Source organism: Rhodopseudomonas rhenobacensis (assembly GCF_014203125.1).
GTDB classification, from domain to species: domain Bacteria; phylum Pseudomonadota; class Alphaproteobacteria; order Rhizobiales; family Xanthobacteraceae; genus Rhodopseudomonas_A; species Rhodopseudomonas_A rhenobacensis.
Map to the genome: position 1 here is coordinate 353,359 of NZ_JACHIH010000001.1, position 18,050 is coordinate 371,408.

The 18,050-nt window shown below is 66.0% G+C and carries 14 protein-coding genes, 1 tRNA gene and 1 pseudogene; 5 read left to right on the forward strand and 11 right to left on the reverse strand.

Annotated features, from left to right (window positions below):
• Positions 1-268 precede the first annotated feature (268 nt).
• The 6 genes from HNR60_RS01700 to HNR60_RS01725 form a co-directional block, all read right to left on the reverse strand.
• Positions 269-580 (reverse strand): hypothetical protein, encoded by a 312-nt coding sequence (locus HNR60_RS01700; protein WP_184253559.1) that lies wholly within the window; start codon positions 578-580, stop codon positions 269-271.
• Between the two features lie 139 nt (positions 581-719).
• Complete coding sequence (gene scpC / locus HNR60_RS01705) at positions 720-2,219, reverse strand: succinyl-CoA:acetate CoA-transferase ScpC (RefSeq protein ID WP_184253561.1); 1,500 nt, start codon at positions 2,217-2,219, stop codon at positions 720-722.
• A gap of 174 nt (positions 2,220-2,393) precedes the next feature.
• The gene (locus HNR60_RS01710) at positions 2,394-3,764 is read right to left on the reverse strand and encodes a DUF2201 family putative metallopeptidase (RefSeq protein ID WP_184253563.1); all 1,371 of its coding nucleotides are present in this window, start codon (positions 3,762-3,764) and stop codon (positions 2,394-2,396) included.
• Positions 3,757-4,860 (reverse strand): AAA family ATPase, encoded by a 1,104-nt coding sequence (locus HNR60_RS01715; protein WP_184253565.1) that lies wholly within the window; start codon positions 4,858-4,860, stop codon positions 3,757-3,759. Before HNR60_RS01715 ends, HNR60_RS01710 begins: the two co-directional genes overlap by 8 nt.
• Positions 4,850-6,031 (reverse strand): hypothetical protein, encoded by a 1,182-nt coding sequence (locus HNR60_RS01720; RefSeq protein WP_184253568.1) that lies wholly within the window; start codon positions 6,029-6,031, stop codon positions 4,850-4,852. Before HNR60_RS01720 ends, HNR60_RS01715 begins: the two co-directional genes overlap by 11 nt.
• A 170-nt stretch (positions 6,032-6,201) precedes the next feature.
• The gene (locus tag HNR60_RS01725; protein WP_184253570.1) at positions 6,202-7,191 is read right to left on the reverse strand and encodes an alpha/beta fold hydrolase; all 990 of its coding nucleotides are present in this window, start codon (positions 7,189-7,191) and stop codon (positions 6,202-6,204) included.
• A 345-nt stretch (positions 7,192-7,536) separates the two neighbouring features.
• On the opposite strand from HNR60_RS01725, the pseudogene HNR60_RS24015 reads away from it, so the two are divergent.
• Positions 7,537-7,635: pseudogene (locus HNR60_RS24015) on the forward strand (HAD-IA family hydrolase); the annotation flags it as partial.
• Between the two features lie 36 nt (positions 7,636-7,671).
• Here the strand turns inward: HNR60_RS24015 and HNR60_RS01735 are convergent.
• Entirely contained in the window at positions 7,672-10,023 is a 2,352-nt protein-coding gene (locus HNR60_RS01735) for a Tex-like N-terminal domain-containing protein (protein WP_184253572.1), read from the reverse strand.
• Positions 10,024-10,254: 231 nt separating this feature from the next.
• Between HNR60_RS01735 and HNR60_RS01740 the strand changes: the two genes are divergently transcribed.
• On the forward strand, positions 10,255-11,508 hold the full coding sequence (locus tag HNR60_RS01740) for an Hsp70 family protein (RefSeq protein WP_184253574.1): 1,254 nt from the start codon (positions 10,255-10,257) through the stop codon (positions 11,506-11,508).
• Between the two features lie 226 nt (positions 11,509-11,734).
• On the opposite strand, the gene HNR60_RS01745 is transcribed toward HNR60_RS01740, so the two are convergent.
• The 3 genes from HNR60_RS01745 to HNR60_RS01755 all read right to left on the reverse strand — a co-directional run bounded on the left by HNR60_RS01745 (position 11,735) and on the right by HNR60_RS01755 (position 14,791).
• A complete protein-coding gene (locus HNR60_RS01745; RefSeq protein ID WP_184253576.1) occupies positions 11,735-12,397 on the reverse strand; it encodes a DUF1847 domain-containing protein in 663 nt (220 codons plus the stop codon).
• Positions 12,398-12,633: 236 nt separating this feature from the next.
• A complete protein-coding gene (locus tag HNR60_RS01750) occupies positions 12,634-13,725 on the reverse strand; it encodes a phytanoyl-CoA dioxygenase family protein (protein ID WP_184253578.1) in 1,092 nt (363 codons plus the stop codon).
• Between the two features lie 283 nt (positions 13,726-14,008).
• Positions 14,009-14,791 carry a cobalamin B12-binding domain-containing protein gene (locus HNR60_RS01755; RefSeq protein ID WP_347339290.1) on the reverse strand — a complete coding sequence of 261 codons (783 nt, stop codon included), beginning with the start codon at positions 14,789-14,791 and terminating at the stop codon, positions 14,009-14,011.
• A 790-nt stretch (positions 14,792-15,581) separates the two neighbouring features.
• On the opposite strand from HNR60_RS01755, the gene HNR60_RS01760 reads away from it, so the two are divergent.
• On the forward strand, positions 15,582-16,361 hold the full coding sequence (locus HNR60_RS01760; protein WP_184253580.1) for a HAMP domain-containing protein: 780 nt from the start codon (positions 15,582-15,584) through the stop codon (positions 16,359-16,361).
• A gap of 284 nt (positions 16,362-16,645) precedes the next feature.
• On the opposite strand, the gene HNR60_RS01765 is transcribed toward HNR60_RS01760, so the two are convergent.
• Positions 16,646-16,720, reverse strand: a tRNA-Gly gene (locus HNR60_RS01765).
• A 45-nt stretch (positions 16,721-16,765) separates the two neighbouring features.
• Here HNR60_RS01765 and HNR60_RS01770 point away from each other — a divergent pair.
• Together HNR60_RS01770 and trxA are read left to right on the forward strand one after the other, a co-directional pair.
• Positions 16,766-16,975, forward strand: coding sequence for a hypothetical protein (locus HNR60_RS01770; RefSeq protein WP_184253582.1), 210 nt, complete (start codon positions 16,766-16,768; stop codon positions 16,973-16,975).
• A gap of 163 nt (positions 16,976-17,138) precedes the next feature.
• Positions 17,139-18,050: a thioredoxin gene (gene trxA, locus HNR60_RS01775; protein WP_184253584.1), complete on the forward strand. Its 912-nt coding sequence runs from the start codon at positions 17,139-17,141 to the stop codon at positions 18,048-18,050.

An 18,050-nucleotide genomic window follows, 5' to 3' on the forward strand; every position in this document is an offset into this window, starting at 1 on the left:
GGCGCCAGCCCGAGCGAACCCGGAATCTTGCCGCGGCGTGGGAAGCCGCCCCAGCTTGCGAGATTCCGGGTTTGCTTGCGGCTAAAGCTGCTCGCGCCCCGGAATGACTCTGTTTGTTGGTTGAAGGCGCGGCAGAACGCGTACTTGCAATTCGTAGCAATTCGTAGGGTGGGCAAAGCGAAGCGTGCCCACCGCAACGCGTCGAATGGGTGTTGGTGGGCACGGCGCAAGTGCGCCTTTGCCCACCCTACACATCTCGCGCGCGCCGCTACCCGCGCCGGCGCAGATAGGGCCGCAGGATGCCGGCGACTAGGCCGGCGCCGATCAACAGCCCGACGATCGGGATCCACAGCAGGAAAGCGCCGAGCAGCAGCACCAGGACCACCGCGAACACCACCCCGATGGTCAGCACCAGGCCGATCATGCCGAGCGGGCCGATCTTGGTGACGTAGATCCGCTCGCTGAGGCTCTCGTTGAAGAAGCCGCGGTTGCGCGCCGGATCGTAGGCCGCTCCCGGCGGAATGATCTCCGGCTCGACCCGCGGCTGCTCCGCCTGCGGCTTTGGTGTGGTGTCGCTCATCGACGGCGTCCTTGCTGGCCGATCACGCGCAATCGGCGGATCGGCGCAGCATAACCGCAATGACGCCCAAAGTCTGGCATGCGAATCGTCGCGCGCCCAAGTCCGCGCCGAAGTCGCGCGCCGAAGCCGCGATCCGCGGTCAGCTCACCGGATGGATCGCGCGCAGCGCCTCGTCGAGCAGGTGCGGGGTGTGCTGGCCGGTCGAGCCGCGGCGCGCCCGGTCGAAATAGTCCTGCAGCACCGGCTTGAAAGTCGGATGCGCGGTGTTTTCGATGATCACCTTGGCGCGCTGCCGCGGCGCCAGGCCGCGCAGATCGGCCAGCCCCTGCTCGGTGACCAGGATCTGCACGTCGTGCTCGGTGTGATCGACATGCGTCGCCATCGGCACGATCGACGACAGCGTGCCGTTCTTGGCGGTCGACGGCGTCATGAAGATCGACAGATAGGCGTTGCGGGCGAAGTCGCCGGAGCCGCCGATGCCGTTCATGATCCGGCTGCCGCGGATATGGGTGGAATTGACGTTGCCGTAGATGTCGGCCTCGATCATGCCGTTCATCGAGATCACGCCGAGCCGTCGAATCACCTCCGGATGGTTGGAGATTTCCTGCGGCCGCAGCACCACGCGGTTCTTGTGCATGGCGGTGTCGCGGTTGAACAGCTCGGCCTTTTCGGCGCTGAACGACAGCGCGGTGGCCGAGGCGAAGGTCATCTTGCCGGAGCGGATCAGGTCGAGCATGCCGTCCTGCAGCACCTCGGTATAGGCCGTGAGCTGCTCGAACGGGCCGCTCTCCAGCCCGGCCATCACCGCATTGGCGACGTTGCCGACGCCGGATTGCAGCGGCAGCAGTTCCGGCGGCAACCGGCCGCGGCGCACCTCGTGGCCGAGGAATTCCAGGATATGGCCGGCGATCGCCTGCGAGGTGGCGTCCGGCGGCGTGAAGGTGTTGTTGCGGTCCGGCGCGTGGGTCTCCACCACCGCGATCACCTTGTTGGGATCGCAGCGGAAGGTGGTGTCGCCGATGCGGTCGCCCGGCGTCACGATCGGAATCGGCTGCCGATAGGGCGGCAGCTGGGTGCCGTAGTAGATGTCGTGCATGCCCTGCAGCGCCGGATTATGCCAGGAATTGACCTCCAGGATGATGCGGTCGGCGCGGTCGAGCCAGGTCTTGTTGTTGCCGACCGAGGTGGTCGGCACCAGGCTGCCGTCCGGCAGGATCGCGGCGACTTCGACGACGGCGACGTCGAGATGGCCGAGGAAGCCGAACCAGACGAACTGCGCGACATGGCTGAGATGGATGTCGATATAGTCCATCGAGCCGGCATTGATGCGTTCGCGGGTCACCGGATCGGACTGGTACGGCAGCCGCAATTCGATGCCGTCGACCTTGGCGAGCGCGCCGTCGAGTTCGGGCGCCGTCGAGGCGCCGGTCCAGACCCCGATGCGGAACGGCTCGCCGCGGCCATGCGCGGCTTCGATATGACGCGCCAGCGCCAGCGGGATCTCCTTGGGGTATCCGGAGCCGGTAAAACCGCTCATCCCGACATTTTCGCCGTGCTTCACCAGCGCTGCGGCGTCTTCGGCGGACATGATCTTGGAGCGAAGCGCGGCAGACATCACCCGGGAATCATGGCTCGGCATGGCAAATCCGTTGTTGTGAAGGTTCCATCTACCGTTGGGGTATCAAGCCTCGGCCGACGCAACAATCCCACCAAAGGATGGCGTGATGCAGTAATAATGTTGCCAGGGCCGCTCGCACAGATTGCCGACGCCGCCGCAGCCATTCGGCAGCGCGTGCTCATGCTGGCCCGCGATTTAGCTCAAAGTGAGTTTGCGTCCGAACGGCTGCACCGCCGCCGCATAGGCCTCGGGCACCGCCCAGATCACCGGGAAGCGCGGCCGGAGATTCGCCGGGCCTTCGAGATCGGTCAGCACCACGGCGATGTCCGGGCGGTGCTTGCCGGCTTCTTCGAGCAGCGGGGTGAAATCGGTGCCGCCGCCGCCGGTGAAGGCGATGTCGCGCAGGTTGATCTTGCCCGGCTCGAACAGCGTCACGCTGCGCACCTTGTCGTCGCCGATGATCAGGATCGAGCCGGCCTCCTGGCGGCGGCTGATCGATTCGATCTCGCGGGCGAACCGCTCCATCAGGTCGTCGGCAATCGAGCCGGAGACGTCGACGATCACCGCCAGCCGCGGCACGTTCTTGGTCGGGCTGAAGCCCGGCTCGAACGGCAACCGGCGATTCGGGCCGGCGCGGCCCTGATTGGCGATGTAGGAACGCGACGGCCGCGACCAGGAGATGTCCGGCTTGCGCGCCAGCGCCCGCGCCAGCTGGGTGCGCAGCATCTGCTCCCACGGGGTGCGGGTCTTCGCCAGGTCGGCGATCAGCGTGCGCAGCATCGAGAACGCGCCGTCGCCGGCGTGGCCGCGCAGGATCCGCTCGCTCCATTCCCGCGCCTGCTCGGCCTCGGCCTCCGGCGCGCCCTGCGCCTCTTCGCTCGGCGCCAGGTCCTGCTGGGTCTGGCCGCCGAGTTCGCGCACCTTGGAGGATTTCGGGCCGTCCTGGCGCGAGCTCGGGCGTTCTTGCGTCCCGTCCGATTTCGGCGCGCCGTCGCCCTGCGCGCCGCCCTCGGAGGCCTCGCCGCCGGACTGGCTGCGGCTGCCGGGCTTCTGCTGCCGGCCGTTCTGCTGCTGCTCGGGACGATCGTCGATCGCGCGATACAGCTTCTCGACGTCCCACTCCAACAGCGCCGCTTCGACGTCGAGCTTCTGCTGCAGCACCCGGCCGAGCAGTTGGTCGAGATACACCGACGACGCCGGCAGCCGCAGCCATGTCAGGTGGCCGAGCGTGGAATTGACGATGGCGTCGGCGCAGATGTTGAACAGCTGCAGGTCGACGTCGCCGATCTGGCGGCGCAGGTCGAGGAAGCGCTGCGGATGCCGCAACGCGATGTGCAGCACCTCGTGCGCCACCAGCCCGACCTGGTCTTCGAGCGGCATCACCTCGAACTCGACGCCGTAGAACACGGTGTTGCCGTCGGTCATCACCGCCGGCGCCTCGGTGTCGACCGGCAGGTCGTGATGATTGACCCACAGCGCCAGCCCGCCGGTGGAGGGCGCGAACTCCACCATGCGCTGGACCGCGCGGGTGCCGCGGTGCTGATACAGCACGCTGAGGTCAGGCATGCTGGCTTTCCCGACGATGCTCGTCGTAGCGATGATAGGACGGGCTCTCCAGGATCGCGGCCTCGAGCCCGCTGGACAGCGCCCGCTGCATCAGAAGCTCCATTGCCAGGGTCTGGATCTCGCGGATCGGCAGCGGCACGCCGCGGATGTCCGGCAGCTGCTCGACGATCTCCAGCGCGCGGGCCAGCGTCCGGCCGTCGACGCAGGCGGCGAGCAGGCCGTAGGTCATGCCGTAGAGGCCGTCGAGGCTCTTTGGAAACAGCGCCGCGGTCTCCGGACCCGGACGCGCCGCGAGCAGCTTGATCACGTCGGTGCCGGCCTGGATTTCGCGCAACACCCCGAAAAACTCGGCCGCATTCGCGGCGCCGATGCGGCCCTGCACGAACACCCGCTTGGCGCCGTCCGACAGGCTGGACTTCAGCACGTTGGAGATATCCTCCCAGCCGCGTGGAGACGCGCCGATCAGATGCTCGCCGGCGAGCTGCGCCTGGGTGTCGTCGAGCTTGTCCGGGCGGATCTTCAGATAGGCCATCACCTCGGGCGCGAAGTTGCGCTCCAGCGCGTGGGCCAGGAAGGCGTCGATCACGGTCTGCACATTGAAGTGGAACATGCGGTCGGCGAGCGCCGTGCCCATGTCGTGGCTGATCGCGCCGTGGAACGAGGCGTTGCCGGCGGCGACCACCTGCCAGCCGTCCGGCAGTTGGTAGTTGCCGACGCGGCGGTCGAGGATCAGCGAATAGGCCGAGATCTGCAGCCGCTGATCGGCGGCGGTGAGTTCGTCGAGGAACAGGATGCCGTCGTGCTGATCCGGCGAGGGCAGAAATTCCGGCGGAAACCACACCGTCTTGGCGAGCGTGTCGTCGGCATAGATCGCGCCGCGGATATCGACCGGCTCGATCGTGGTCAGCCTAAGATCGACCAGCGGAATCCCGAAATGCTCGGCGACCTGCCGCACGATGGACGATTTTCCGACCCCGCGGGTGCCCCACAGCATCGAGGCGCGGCGTCGCAAGATGGGATCGCCATATTGCTCCACCAGGGCCGCCTTGGCGCCGGCAATCGAGATCGGAGGAATGTTCATCGGATTACTGAGCATCGAGCATCACCTTCGGTTCGGTGGACTGATTGTCCGGCAGTGGCGTTGCGGCGGCCGGGACCACGGCCGGCGCGGATGCGACGAGCGGCGGCGCGGGCATGGGCTGCGACGCGGGCGCGGGCTGCGGCGCCGGCATGGCCGCTGGCTGTGGCGCGGCGGGCCGCGCCGGCATCCAGGCCGCGGCCTTGGAGCGCCGCGGCAGCGGCGGGATTTCCAGCGGCGGGGTGTCGCGCATGCCGAAGGCGAGCATCAGCAGCAGCGGCGGCGATCCCATGATCAACAGGTTGATGATGGAGTCCTTCGGGATCTCCACAAAGGTGAGCCCGGCGGCACCGCCGATCAATGCGGCGAAGAACAGCAGCGGAATCGCGCGGCGCAGCGTCACGCCCCAGCGCGCGCGGCGCAGCGTATCGTGGAAGGCGCAGGGCGGATGCGCCAGGATCTTGCTCAGATGCGCGACGGTGCGCTGCAGCCTGGCTTCGGCTTTTTCGCTGAGATGCGGCTCGTGGCCGCGCACCTTGAGCTTGCCGTTCCAGCCGAGCTGGGTCTTGCGCAGCGGACCCCAGGCCCAGCCCATCACCGCGAGCAGATCTTCCGGCAATTCCACCCCGGGACTCTTCGGCACCAGGTCGATGTCGGCCGGATAGCCCTTCACGCTCGGGGCATGCAGGATCACCGTCAGGCACTCGACCTCGGCCTCGCCGCGGGTCAGCATCAGGTTGAGTGTCTCGGCGCCGTGCGCCGCGGCCGGGTCGCTCGGAGCAAGCCGATAACTTTGCGCGATCACGGTGTCGCCGTTGCGACGGAAATGCCGCCGCGGCGGCACCGTCTCGATCCGCTCCAGCAATTCGCCGGGGTCGGCGCCTTCGGTGGTGAGCGTGGCATGCAGGCCGCAGCGCCGCGTCAGCGTGCGGGTCAGGCGATACAGGCCGGTGCGCGGGTTCTCCAGCAGCAGTGTCTCGCGGACGTCGGCCACCTCCGGCTCGCCGTCGCCGCTGTGGTCGATCGGCTTGAACACCAGGCGGCGATTGAGGCGGTCGCTGGCACCGAGATCGACGTGGCGCTCGCGCCGCGTGAACGGCGCGATCAGGCCGAGGATTTCATGATGCGTGAGTGGGTGCGTTGGCTTGTCATAGCCCGATCCGCCGCTCAAAAGAGTTGCCAAGCTCATTCCCGTTCACCGAACCCCATGTCCCGGGAGCCCGCGCGTTGCGAACTCCACCTGATGCAAGTCGATTCCAAGAGCCTAAAGCAAGTGGCCGTCGGCGAAGGTTATCCGCAACGCCGACGATCCGTGTAGCTGGCAATTACCAAACCGCGGCGACCGCCTTCACATTCGCGTCATACCGGGTTTGGAACGACAACGCGGCGTGACACTTGGCCGACCTTGGCGAGGAAGGCATCGTACGCATTGGTGACCTGGCCCAACACTTCGAAGTGCGGGAAGGCGCCGGCCTCGAACACGTCGATGGTCCAGTTCAGCCGATTGGTGACGCGCTTCTTGTGGCGATAGTCGGTGAAGCTGCCCTTGGTGCCGTGCGACATCCACACCGGCATCTTCAGGGCCTGGTAGATCCGCAGGATGTCCTTGCTGAACATGTAGCCGGCGACGAAGTAGAACGCGGCGTGCTCGGCGCCGGGCTGGTGCGCGGTGATGTAGTCGTAGTCGAGCAGCGGCTCGTCGATCGTCTTCGAGCCCCAGGCGCTTTCCAGAAACTTGCGCATCACCGGGCGGAACGTCAGCAGTCCGAACACCCCGCGCTTCCACGAGGTCGCCTTCAAGCCGTCGAGCAGCCAGCGCTTGCCGAGCGTGCCGTGGGTGACGTCGTCGCGCGCCTTGCCTTCGAAGCCGGTCGGGCTGATGAAACCGAGCGAGCGGAACGCGTCCGGCGTTTCCAGCGCCGCACGGGCCAGAAATTCGCACGACAACGACAGCGCCAAGGCGTCGATCGGCGCGCCGCCATGGGCCTCGCGCAATTTCTCGACCGCGGCATGCACCGCGTCGGTCATGGTGCGCACGGTGTATGCGTGATCGCTGCGCTCAGACTGACCGAAGCCGGGAAGATCGAGCGCGAACACGCGGCGCTTGCCGGAGTAGAAATCGTACAGCGGCTTGACTTCGAACGCCGAGCCCGCGGCGTTGATGCTGTGGATCAGCAGCAGCGGCGGCGCATTCTCGCCTTCCGGATTCTGCCCCGCCGCGTAGGTGGCGATGCGGCCGCTGACGCTGACGATATCGGTGCGCGATCCCGCCAGCGGGTTAGCTAAGGCTGGCCCATTGTGGCCACTCTTGGCCGCTCCGGCTTCACGAAAGGCTGCTGTCTCCGACATCGTGCGATCCTTCTGAAACAAATTCGATGATCACACAAAGGATGAAAGAGCAGAACAGTTCCAGCTTGGGAACGACTCTTTTGCGGCTTCTGTCGTTTTGGTATCACCTTACAGCGCGCGCGCGGTTTCCAGCTAACTACGCGGTCAAAGTGTCAGGTCGCGACAACACGAAATCGCGCGATCCGTCAGCTTCGCCTGACAAAACTGCAGCGCCGAACTGGTAACGCTACGAGTGATCACGAATCACAGCGCGGTGACCGCGCCGTTGACGCGAGGCTTGGCGGTTCAGCGATCGCGCAACAGCATCCCGGTCGCGGCTTCGCGTTCGGCGATCGCGATCCGCGGATCTATCAGCAGAGGGTGGAGGCGCTCGGCATCGATCCGAAGGCGTGCGTCGATCTCGACGACATCGGCATCAATCTGAAGCCGGCGCGTGCGCTCGGCATGACCACCATCGAGCTGCTGGACGCGGGCCGGGAGCTAGCGCCGGCCGGGCTTGTCGGGCTTGCCCTTCTCGTTGGCGCGCGCAAAGGCTTCGGCGAACGCGCCGCCGCCACTGGACGGCTGTTGCTTCTTCGGCGCGTAGGCGGCGACGGTGGACTTGCTGGCGCCGCCGCGCGGCGCGGCCTGCACGCGGTCGGCCTTGGCGCCGACCTCGTCGTCGAGCCGCAGGCTGAGCGCGATGCGTTTGCGCGCGACGTCGACCTCGAGCACCTTGACCTTGACGATGTCGCCGGGCTTCACCACTTCGCGCGGGTCCTTGATGAAGCTGCGCGACATCGCCGAAATGTGGACGAGGCCGTCCTGGTGCACGCCGATGTCGACGAAGGCGCCGAACGCCGCGACGTTGGTGACGGCCCCCTCTAGCACCATGCCGGGCTTCAGGTCCTTCAGGGTCTCGACGCCCTCCATGAACACTGCCGCCTTGAAGGCGGGGCGCGGATCGCGGCCGGGCTTTTCCAACTCGCGCAAAATGTCGGTCACGGTCGGCAGGCCGAAATGCTCGTCGACGAAATTCTGCGGCCTGACCTGGCGCAGCGCCTCGGCATTGCCGATCAGCGCCTTGATGTCGCTCTTGGTGGCTTCGAGAATTTTGCGCACCACCGGATAGGCTTCCGGATGCACGCCCGACGCGTCGAGCGGATCCTTGCCGTTCTGAATCCGCAGGAACCCGGCGCATTGCTCGAACGCCTTCGGCCCGAGCCGCGGCACCTTCTTCAAGGCGCTGCGCGAATCAAACGGGCCGTTGGCGTCGCGGTGCTGCACGATGGATTGCGCCAAGCCCGCGCCGATGCCGGACACTCGCGCCAGCAGCGGCGCCGAGGCGGTGTTGGCGTCGACGCCGACCGCGTTGACGCAGTCTTCCACCACGGCGTCGAGCGAGCGCGACAGTTTCGCTTCGCCGAGGTCGTGCTGATATTGGCCGACGCCGATCGACTTCGGATCGATCTTGACGAGCTCAGCGAGTGGATCCTGCAGCCGTCGCGCAATCGACACCGCGCCGCGCAAGGTCACGTCGAGCTCGGGCAATTCCTCCGAGGCGAAGGCCGAGGCCGAATACACCGAGGCGCCGGCTTCCGACACCACGATCTTCGACATCTTCAGTTCGGGCAACAGCTTCACCAGTTCGGTGGCGAGCTTGTCGGTCTCGCGCGAGGCGGTGCCGTTGCCGATCGAGATCAGTTCGACGCGGTGCTCGCGGGCGAGCTTGCCGAGGATCGCCAGCGCCTCGTCCCAGCGCCGCTGCGGCTCGTGCGGGAAGATCGCCGTGGTGGCGACCACCTTGCCGGTGGCGTCGACCACCGCGACCTTGACGCCGGTGCGGAAGCCGGGATCGAGCCCCATCGTGGTGCGCGCGCCGGCCGGCGCCGCCAGCAGCAGGTCGCGCAGATTGGAGGCGAACACCCGCACCGCTTCCTGCTCGGCCGCGGTCCACAGCCGCATCCGAAGATCGATGTTGAGATGCACCTGGATCTTGGTGCGCCAGGCCCAGCGCACGGTGTCGATCAGCCAGCGATCGCCGGGGCGGCCGCGATCGCTCACCGCGAACCTGTTCATGATGCGCAGCTCATAAGAGCCGACCGTCGCCGACGTTGCACCCGGCGCGACCACTTCGGGCTGGATCGAGAGGTCGAGCACTTCTTCCTTTTCGCCGCGGAACATCGCCAGAATCCGGTGCGACGGCAATTTATGTAAGGGCTCGGAGAAGTCGAAGTAATCGGAGAACTTCGCGCCGTCGTCCTTCTTGTTGTCGCGCTGCTTCGACACCATCACGCCGTTCGACCACATCAATTCGCGCAACGAGCCGATCAGGTCGGCGTCTTCGGCGAAGCGTTCGACCAGAATCGCGCGCGCGCCGTCGAGCGCCGCCGCGACATCGGCGACCAGCTTGTCGGCGTCGACGAACGGCGCGGCAACGGCTTGCGGATCATTCTCCGGCTGCGTCAGCAACATTTCGGCGAGCGGCGCGAGCCCGGCCTCGCGGGCGATCTCCGCCTTGGTGCGGCGCTTCGGCTTGAACGGCAGATAGATGTCTTCGAGCCGGCCCTTGCTGTCGGCGGCCATGATGGCGGCCTCGAGCGCGGCGTCGAGCTTGCCTTGTTCGCGCACCGAATTGAGAATAGCACTTCGGCGTTCTTCCAACTCGCGCAGATAGTTCAGCCGCTCTTCCAGGGTGCGCAGCTGCGCGTCGTCGAGCGCGCCGGTGGCTTCCTTGCGGTAGCGCGCCACGAACGGCACGGTGGCGCCGCCATCGAGCAGATCGACCGCCGCCTGCACCTGCTGCTCGCGCACGCCGAGTTCTTCCGCGATCTGTCGATTGATATTTGCCACGCGCGAATCTTTCTTCGAAGAGGGGTCGTTCACCAGGGTGTCGCTTATGGACCGAGGCCGGTTCGGACATCAAGCCTGCCGCGGCGTCGTCCCGTCCGCTGTGGACGGCGCGGCGCCGCGCGCGGCATGCCCGCGATTTGATCACCAGATCATCGCAGCATTGCGGCAAAAGATAATGCTAGATCGACGCCGCCGAACTGTGTAGACGGACGTTCCTTTTCAGGAGCGATGATGTCGGCGTGCGGACTTGACTTTGGAACGTCGAACACGACGCTCGGCACCATCATCGACCAGGTTCCGGTGCTCTGCGCGCTGGAAGCCGACCACACCACGATTCCGAGCGCGATCTTCTACGGCGCCGACCGCAGCGTGCTGATCGGACGCCGCGCAATCGACGCCTATGTGGAGGGCGTGCACGGCCGGCTGATGCGCAGCCTGAAATCGGTGCTCGGCACCTCGCTGATCGACGAGACCACCATGGTCGGCCGGCAGCGGCAGAGTTTTCGCGACGTCATCGGCTATTATCTCGGCGCGGTGAAGCGGCGCGCCGAGCAGGCCACCGGGCGCCCCTTACGCAATCTGGTGCACGGCCGCCCGGTGCATTTCGTCGACAATTCGCCTGAGGCCGATCGGCGGGCGGAGGCGACGCTGCGCGACATCGCGCGCGAGCTCGGTTTTGAGGACGTCACCTTCCAGTTCGAGCCGATCGCCGCGGCGCTGGATTACGAACGCGAGGTCACAGGCGAAGAGATCGCGCTGATCGCCGACATCGGCGGCGGCACCTCGGATTTTTCGATCGTGCGGCTCTCGCCGCAGCGGCATCTGAAGACCGACCGCAAGGCGGATATTCTGGCCAATGACGGCGTCCGGATCGGCGGCACCGATTTCGACCGCCAGCTGTCGCTCGGCGTGATCATGCCGCTGTTCGGCTATCGCAGCCCGATGCTGCGCGCCGGGCTCGACGTGCCGTCGCGCTATTTCCACGAACTGTCGACCTGGTCGGACATCAACAAGATGTACGACCCGAAAGTGACGACCGAGCTGCGGCAGATCCGCCGCGAGGCCAGAGAGCCGGAGCTGCTCGATCGTCTGCTGCGGGTGGTCGACGAGCAGCGCGGCCACACGCTGGCGATGGAGGTCGAAGCCGCCAAGATCGAACTCGCGGGCGCGACGCAGGCCGCCATTCCGCTTGAGTGGGTCGAGCCGGATCTCGCGGTGACGATCGGCCGGCCGCAACTGGTGCAGCACACGCGGCTGTTGGCCGAGCGGATCGCGTCCCGGATCAAGCTGTGCCTGGCGCACGCGCAGCTCGAGGCCAGCGCGATCGACGCGGTGTTTCTCACCGGCGGCTCGGTGCGGCTCGCCCATGTCCGCAAGGCGATGACCAAGGTGCTGCCGGACGCCCGGATCGTCGAGGGCGACACTTTCGGCGCGGTCGGCAAGGGGCTGACCATCGAGGCCGGGCGGCGCTACGGGACGGGTTAGCTTAGTTTGCGCAATCGCCGCGACGTGCCATGGAGGCTGCGCCTCACAGCTACTGGCCGTCATTCCGGGGCGCGAGAGCGAAGCTCGAGCGAACCCGGAATCTCGCTGCGGGCACGGTGCTAACCCCGTTGCGAGATTCCGGATTCGCGCGCCGCTGACGCGGCTTGCGCCCCGGAAGGACGGCCTTTTTTGGTGAAGCGAAATGAGCGCGATCGGCTGCGCCCGCCTACAGCCCGCGCAGCCGCTCGGCGTCGGTCAACCGCGCCGAGTAGCTCTTGATGGTGTAGAGCGCGGCGACCGGATTGTGCCCGAGCACGCGGTCCTTGACGATCAGCACCGTCACCGGCGCCTGCGAGTGGCGGATGAACAGCGAGTCGTGGCCGACGCACAGCCCGATGATGACGTTGAGGTCGGTCGATTGGCCGTTGAGCACCTGCGCCTGCAGCGCCGGATTGCACGCCGCCTCGAAGCCGCCCTTGCGGATCTTCAACTCGTCCGGCACGCCGATCGCGGTCTTGTCGACCGAGCCGATTTTGCAGGCCACCGTATAGGGCTCGAAGCCGGCGAGCCGCACGATCTTGGCGAAGGTGCGGGCCTCCTCGATCAACCCGACGCAGGAGGCGACGCCGATCTTCTTGGCCTTGATCCGCCGCGCAAACGCCAGCGTCTCCTCGACCCTCGTCAGCTTGCCGTAATACAGCCCCTCGACTTCGGCGGCGGCGTGCGCGAAGGCCGCGTCGGCACCGTCGCCGCGATAGAGGTCGCAGACCTCGCCGACCGCGTCGGCGTCGAGCTGCTTGGTGAGGCAGAATTCCGGAAAGGTCTTGTCCTGATAGTTGCAGGCGGTCCGGGTGCATTCCGAACAGCTCGGCTCCGAGATCTTCGACATCACATGCGTCCGATTGAGATTCAAAAGCGCCGGCGCATGAGACAAACAGATCAGCATCGCGTCGGCATTTCGTCTGCGGTGAATGTGACCGAAGCGGCGCCGTGGTCAATGGAATGACTTGGCGAAATACTGCGGCCGGCAGCTGGTTTGTTCCGTCCGCCACGACGCGCGCAGATAAAAAAACGGACAGGCGATCGGCCTGTCCGTTTGGTGTCGAATCGCCGCGACGAAAAGCGTCAGCGCGCAAGCTCGGTCAGCTTGAGCACGACGGCTGTGCGGCGGCCGGCGCTGACGATGCCGTCGCGATGGATGCCGGTCGGATCGTACAGCACCGCGCTTTCCTCGTCGCTGGTGACGCGCCACTGGTCGTCGAGGATCGAGCGGGCGTAGTCGTTTTCGGCGACCAGGTCGGCCCCGAACGAGGCCTTGCGGCGCCAGCCTTCCGGCAGCGCGAAGAACAGTTCGCGGGCGCTCGGCGCGGTCGAGGACAGCCCGGCGAAGTCGTTGGCGCGGCGCACCAGGCCGTCCCAGAGTCCCTTGGCGGCGCGCTGGCTGCCCGGCACGTAACTCAGCGGCCCGTTGGCGGGGCCGGTGTCGCCGAGATAGATCACCAGCTTCAAGAGGTTGCCGCTGGTGTCGATGTGAAAGTGCTTGGTGGCCGAGGAATCCACCCCGACATCGGCGAATTCCGACGCGCCTTCGACCGGATCGTTGATCTGCACCGCCAGATGGCCGACGCCGACCGGGCGCTTCAGATAGGCGCTCGCCGCCTCCAGCACGCCGAGATCGGCCGCGGTCTGGTTGAACGACTTGTAGATCTCGCCATTGGTTTCGGGATCGAGCCAGAGCCGGGCCTCCTCGGCATCCGCCGCGATCGCCGGCTTCAGCGCCAGCCGCTGCTCCAGGATGGTGATGTGCGGGGCGAGCTCTGTGCGGATTTCCAACAGCTTGTCGGGCGCGATGCGGACGCCGGCGACGCCGTCGCGCTCCAGCGGCGCCAGGATGTTGGCGCCGCGCTCGGTCTTCGGCTGATAGGCTTTGCCGGCGGCGAGCCGGCTCAGTCGCTGCAGGATGATCAGCCGCAGATAGACCGGCAGATGGCGCAGGATCCAGCCGAGCTTCGGCTCGCCGGCGGGCGGGCGCGGCAGGTTTTCGGCGTCGATCAGCCGCCGGGCGACCGCCAGGATCAGCCCATAGGCGAAATAGGTCACCGCCTTGAGACGGGAGCCGAGCTGCGCCATCGGCAGGACGCGGCCGTAGGCGGGATGCTTGTCGTAATCGACCACCGGGAGCTGGTCGAATTGATAGGTTTTCGCTTCGGATCGCATTGGTCGCCCCTTTTGAATCCAACCGGTGCCGTTGAAGCACAGAGAATATGATGGATGTGGTGGGGCTATGTCACGTCGTACGCTAAGTCACGTCGTACAATGGCGTGCGGTTCCTGTCCGCTGTCGGCGCCGCCCACCGCCACGCTCGGCGCAGCGGGCGCAATGCGAGGTCCGAACCCGATTCGTCGCATTGACGTGCATCAAATCGACGCATCATAGCTGTTGATGACGCGGCGTCGCCGCGCGCAGCCGGCGGCGGTGGCGTTGCAAGCGCAATCGCCGCTCAGCTCCAGGCGAAGTTGGCCGGACGCCGCGCGGCGTAGCGCGCCAGCACCAGGCGCTGAATCAGGGCTTCGATCTGCGCGGCGGACTCGCACGCCGCATCGGCGCCGATCTGTTCGCCGATCTCGGGGCGCTCGGCGAACACCCGGCCCGACACCACGATGGTGATGGCGGGGTTGCGCGAGGCGCGGCGGGTCTGCCGCACGGTTTCGGCGAGCCGCGGCAGCCAGTGTTCGCGGCGCAGCGCCGGGCTCAGCGACAGGTCGATGGCGTCGAACCAGGTGCGGGCCACCAGGTCCTTCAGCGCAAGGTCGCAATCCGGAAATTCGCAGGACGTCGCCCAGCCGGCCTGGCGCAGCAATTCGCCGTTCAGCGCCGCACAGAACAGATGCGGTTCGCCGGGCTGCGGCGCCACCAGCACGGCGAGCGGCGCGGCGGAGGCCACCGGCGGCGCCATCCGATCGACGCTGATGCGTCGCATCGCGCTTTGCAGATGGCACAGCGCGATGGTGACTTCGAACTCGCTGCAATCGTCGGCGCTCCACAGATCGCCGAGGTGGCGGGCCGCCGGTTCGAACAGCGCGGTGAACAATTGGGCCGGGGTTTTTTCGGTGGCGAGGCTGCGGTCGATCAGCCGGAACGCGTCGTCGGGTTGCGGCGCGAGCAACAGCCGCGCCAGCTCGGCGGCGCGCGGATGGGCTTCCCGGGAAACCGCGACGCGCGCCAGCGACGGCTTGACGAACAGCCGCGGGATGATGGTCGGAACGATGTTTTCGATATTCACGATGCCAGCACGATCAGGTTGCCCTTGGTCAAGGGGGACACACGTCGGATGTCGGTATCCAGGCTATCGGACGGCGATCAGCCGTCTGATCATCCGGTTCCGCCTCAAGAAAGCCGTAGCGAATTTCGTAGTTTGTGGGGCAGTGCGGCAAGGAAACGCCAAACGCGCGGGGAGTCTTTGCTCTGGATCAAACCATGCCCTGCGCTGCGGTAATTTTTCCGGGGCGCCGCGGCCGCCGGCGCGCACCCAAATACCGCTCGCGAGATGCCGTGAATGAGGGGCGGACCCGGCTGCGCGGCGAGGCCGGGCACGAGCGGCGGTATCGCGATGGCGTGGCGGCGCCGCCGATAACTACACCCCGCGTAGTTGCACGCTCTTCCCGGCTTCGCTGAACCAGTTTACCGCTACTCGCGAGCGGTATCCTGAGAGCGACAAACCCTTGTGGCGTCTTTGTTTTGGATCAAATAGCGGGATGAAACGGATCGTATATTTACTAGTGTGCGAATCAGCGCAAGATTGATTCGGCGACCGACCTTTGCTGGAGCGACAAATCTAGGTTGAAGAACAACTTAGTCCTGTTTTTGCTCTGAGTGATTCGGTGGACGAGTCCTGCTTGCTCACAACTGCGTCGTGTTCGCTATGTGGCGTGTGATGCGTATTCAGCGTTTTTAACGAAAAGTTTGCGCTGAAATTAACCTTTTAATTAACCATGAAGGCTATGCGTCAATTCACGCCTGTCACCTTAGAGGGGCAAGCCGCCCGCAAAATCGAAGAAAGTTGGAGAAAGACGATGAATTTCGATCTCTCAAATCGCAGTCTCGCCCAGAAGATCTCAATCCTGGTTTTGGGCATCACCTTGTTTGTGACGCTGACGATCAGTGGCGTCGGTCAGATGGCGCTGCAGAAGGTCAGCGCGGAGAAGGCAAAGAACTCGAACAGCGTGGCCTCGCTCGGCCGTCTGGTCGATCAGGGCGGCGCGGTTTTGTCGCCGGTGACGAATTCCGACGGCAGGGTCGTCGGCATGTTGGTAATGAGCAAAGACGCAGGCGCCGCGGTGATGCCGGCGTCGTATGATGGTAGCATGGTGATCCAGACCGCCGACTCGGTGGTCACCTCGGATCCGCAGTACGGCCTCGGTGCGGCGAACACGCTGCTGCTGCTGGCCGGTATCGCAGTGTTCGCGATCGTCGGCTTCGTTGGAACCCGGATCGCCCGTGGCCTGCTGGAGCCGCTCGGTCAGCTCGAACAGGACATCGACCAGTTGGCCAAGGGCAACACCCAGGTTCGCCTGCACGCCCTGAGCCGCACCGACGAGATCGGCCGGATCGCCCGTTCGATCGCCAAGATCCAGGAATCGCTGGTTGAACTCGCCCGCATCAAGACCCAGCGCTTCGTGTCGGATCATCCCAGTCTGATGAACAATCTGAAGGAATTCTGGAACGACCTGAAGGGCGCGGTGCGCAACGCCAAGACCATGCTGTCGTCCGACGGGCAGATGGTCGGCCAGCACATGCGGCAGTCCTGGTCGAACTGGATCCACAACAGCCTGGGCATTCCCAAGAGCGCCTGACGGCCTCCTCCCGGCGCGTCGACTTTCACAGCCGCCGCGCCGCGAGGCTTTCGAGACCTCCAAGAGACAGAAATAGCCCGCGCTCGCCGCGGGCTTTTTTGCGTCCGGAGGGAGCGTCTGCGCCGCGCCGGGCGCGCAACGACGGTCTCTCGCCGATCCTTGACGAGATCTGCGCTGGACCCGCAAGAGGGCCCGCATCGGCTATGGAATGTGGTGGGGAGGGACGGTCAACGGATCAGCCGCGCCGCAGCGCTGCGTAAGGATCCGAGACTGCCGAGAAAACTTGGAGCGGGCGAAGGGATTCGAACCCTCGACCCCGACCTTGGCAAGGTCGTGCTCTACCACTGAGCTACACCCGCATCCGAGTGGCTGGCGACGCGCGGTCACCAGCGACGCGGAGACCTATGCCAAAAGCCGCCGACGAATGCAACAGCGAGGCGACGCAATCTGCTCCGCAATTTGGCGGAATCGACCAACTGCGCCGAAATTGCCGCCGGCGGCGGCTTTTCACCGCTGCGCCACGGCCCGGACGCGGAAATTTGCGCCGCAATGGCGGCATCTGGAACCCGATGCTGCGCCAGGCGATTGAAATTGTGCGCTCAAGCGCCACCTAAGATGCGGTTCGAGGCCGACATCGCGACGCTTTATCGCGCCTCGCCCTTCGCGCACAAAACCATGTGCCGCGGCGGTCGGGGCGATTCGGTGCGAGAGCCAGGTTATGCGTGCAGGTTGTGGCCGTGCTAGAACGGCCGATCTTTGGAACAAGGCGAGGGCGACGTGACGATCATCGAGCAGGGCAACGGGGCGGCGGCGGCCGATCTGATCAAGGACACCTCCACCCAGACCTTCGTCAAAGACGTGATCGAGGAATCCAAGCGGCAGCCAGTCTTGATCGACTTCTGGGCGCCGTGGTGCACGCCGTGCCGTCAGCTGACGCCGTTGATCGAGAAGGCGGTGCGCGCCGCCAAGGGCAAGGTCAAGCTGGTGAAGATGAACATTGACGAGCATCCGTCGATTCCGGGCCAGATGGGGATCCAGTCGATCCCGGCGGTGATCGCCTTCGTCAATGGCCAGCCGGCCGACGGCTTCATGGGCGCGGTGCCGGAGAGCCAGATCAATGCCTTCATCGACAAGCTGACCCAGGGCGCCGGCGGCGGCGCGCCGGGGGTCGGCGAACTGATCGAGGAGGCCGAGGCCGCGCTCGCCGCGGGCGATGCCGGAACCGCGGCTGCGGTCTATGCCGAAGTGCTGGCGGTCGAGGCCGACAATCTGCCGGCGCTGGCTGGCCTCGCGCGCTGCTACGTCGAGACCGGCGCGCTGGAACAGGCCAAGCAGACGCTGGCGCTGGTGCCGGACAGCAAGCGCGAGGATGCCGCCGTGAAGGCGGTGCAGGCCGCGATCGATCTCGCCGAACAGGCAAGCGCGCTCGGCCCGATCACCGAGCTCGAACAGAAGGTCGCCGAAAACCCGCTGGATCATCAGGCCCGCTTCGAGCTCGCCGTGGCGCTGAATGCCGCCGGCCGCCGCACCGAGGCCACCGACCACCTCTTGGAAATCGTCAAGCGCGACCGCAAATGGGACGACGACGGCGCCCGCAAACAGCTGGTGCTGTTGTTCGAGGCCTGGGGCGCCACCGACGAGGCCACCGTCGACGGCCGCAAGCGGCTGTCGACCATTCTGTTTTCGTGA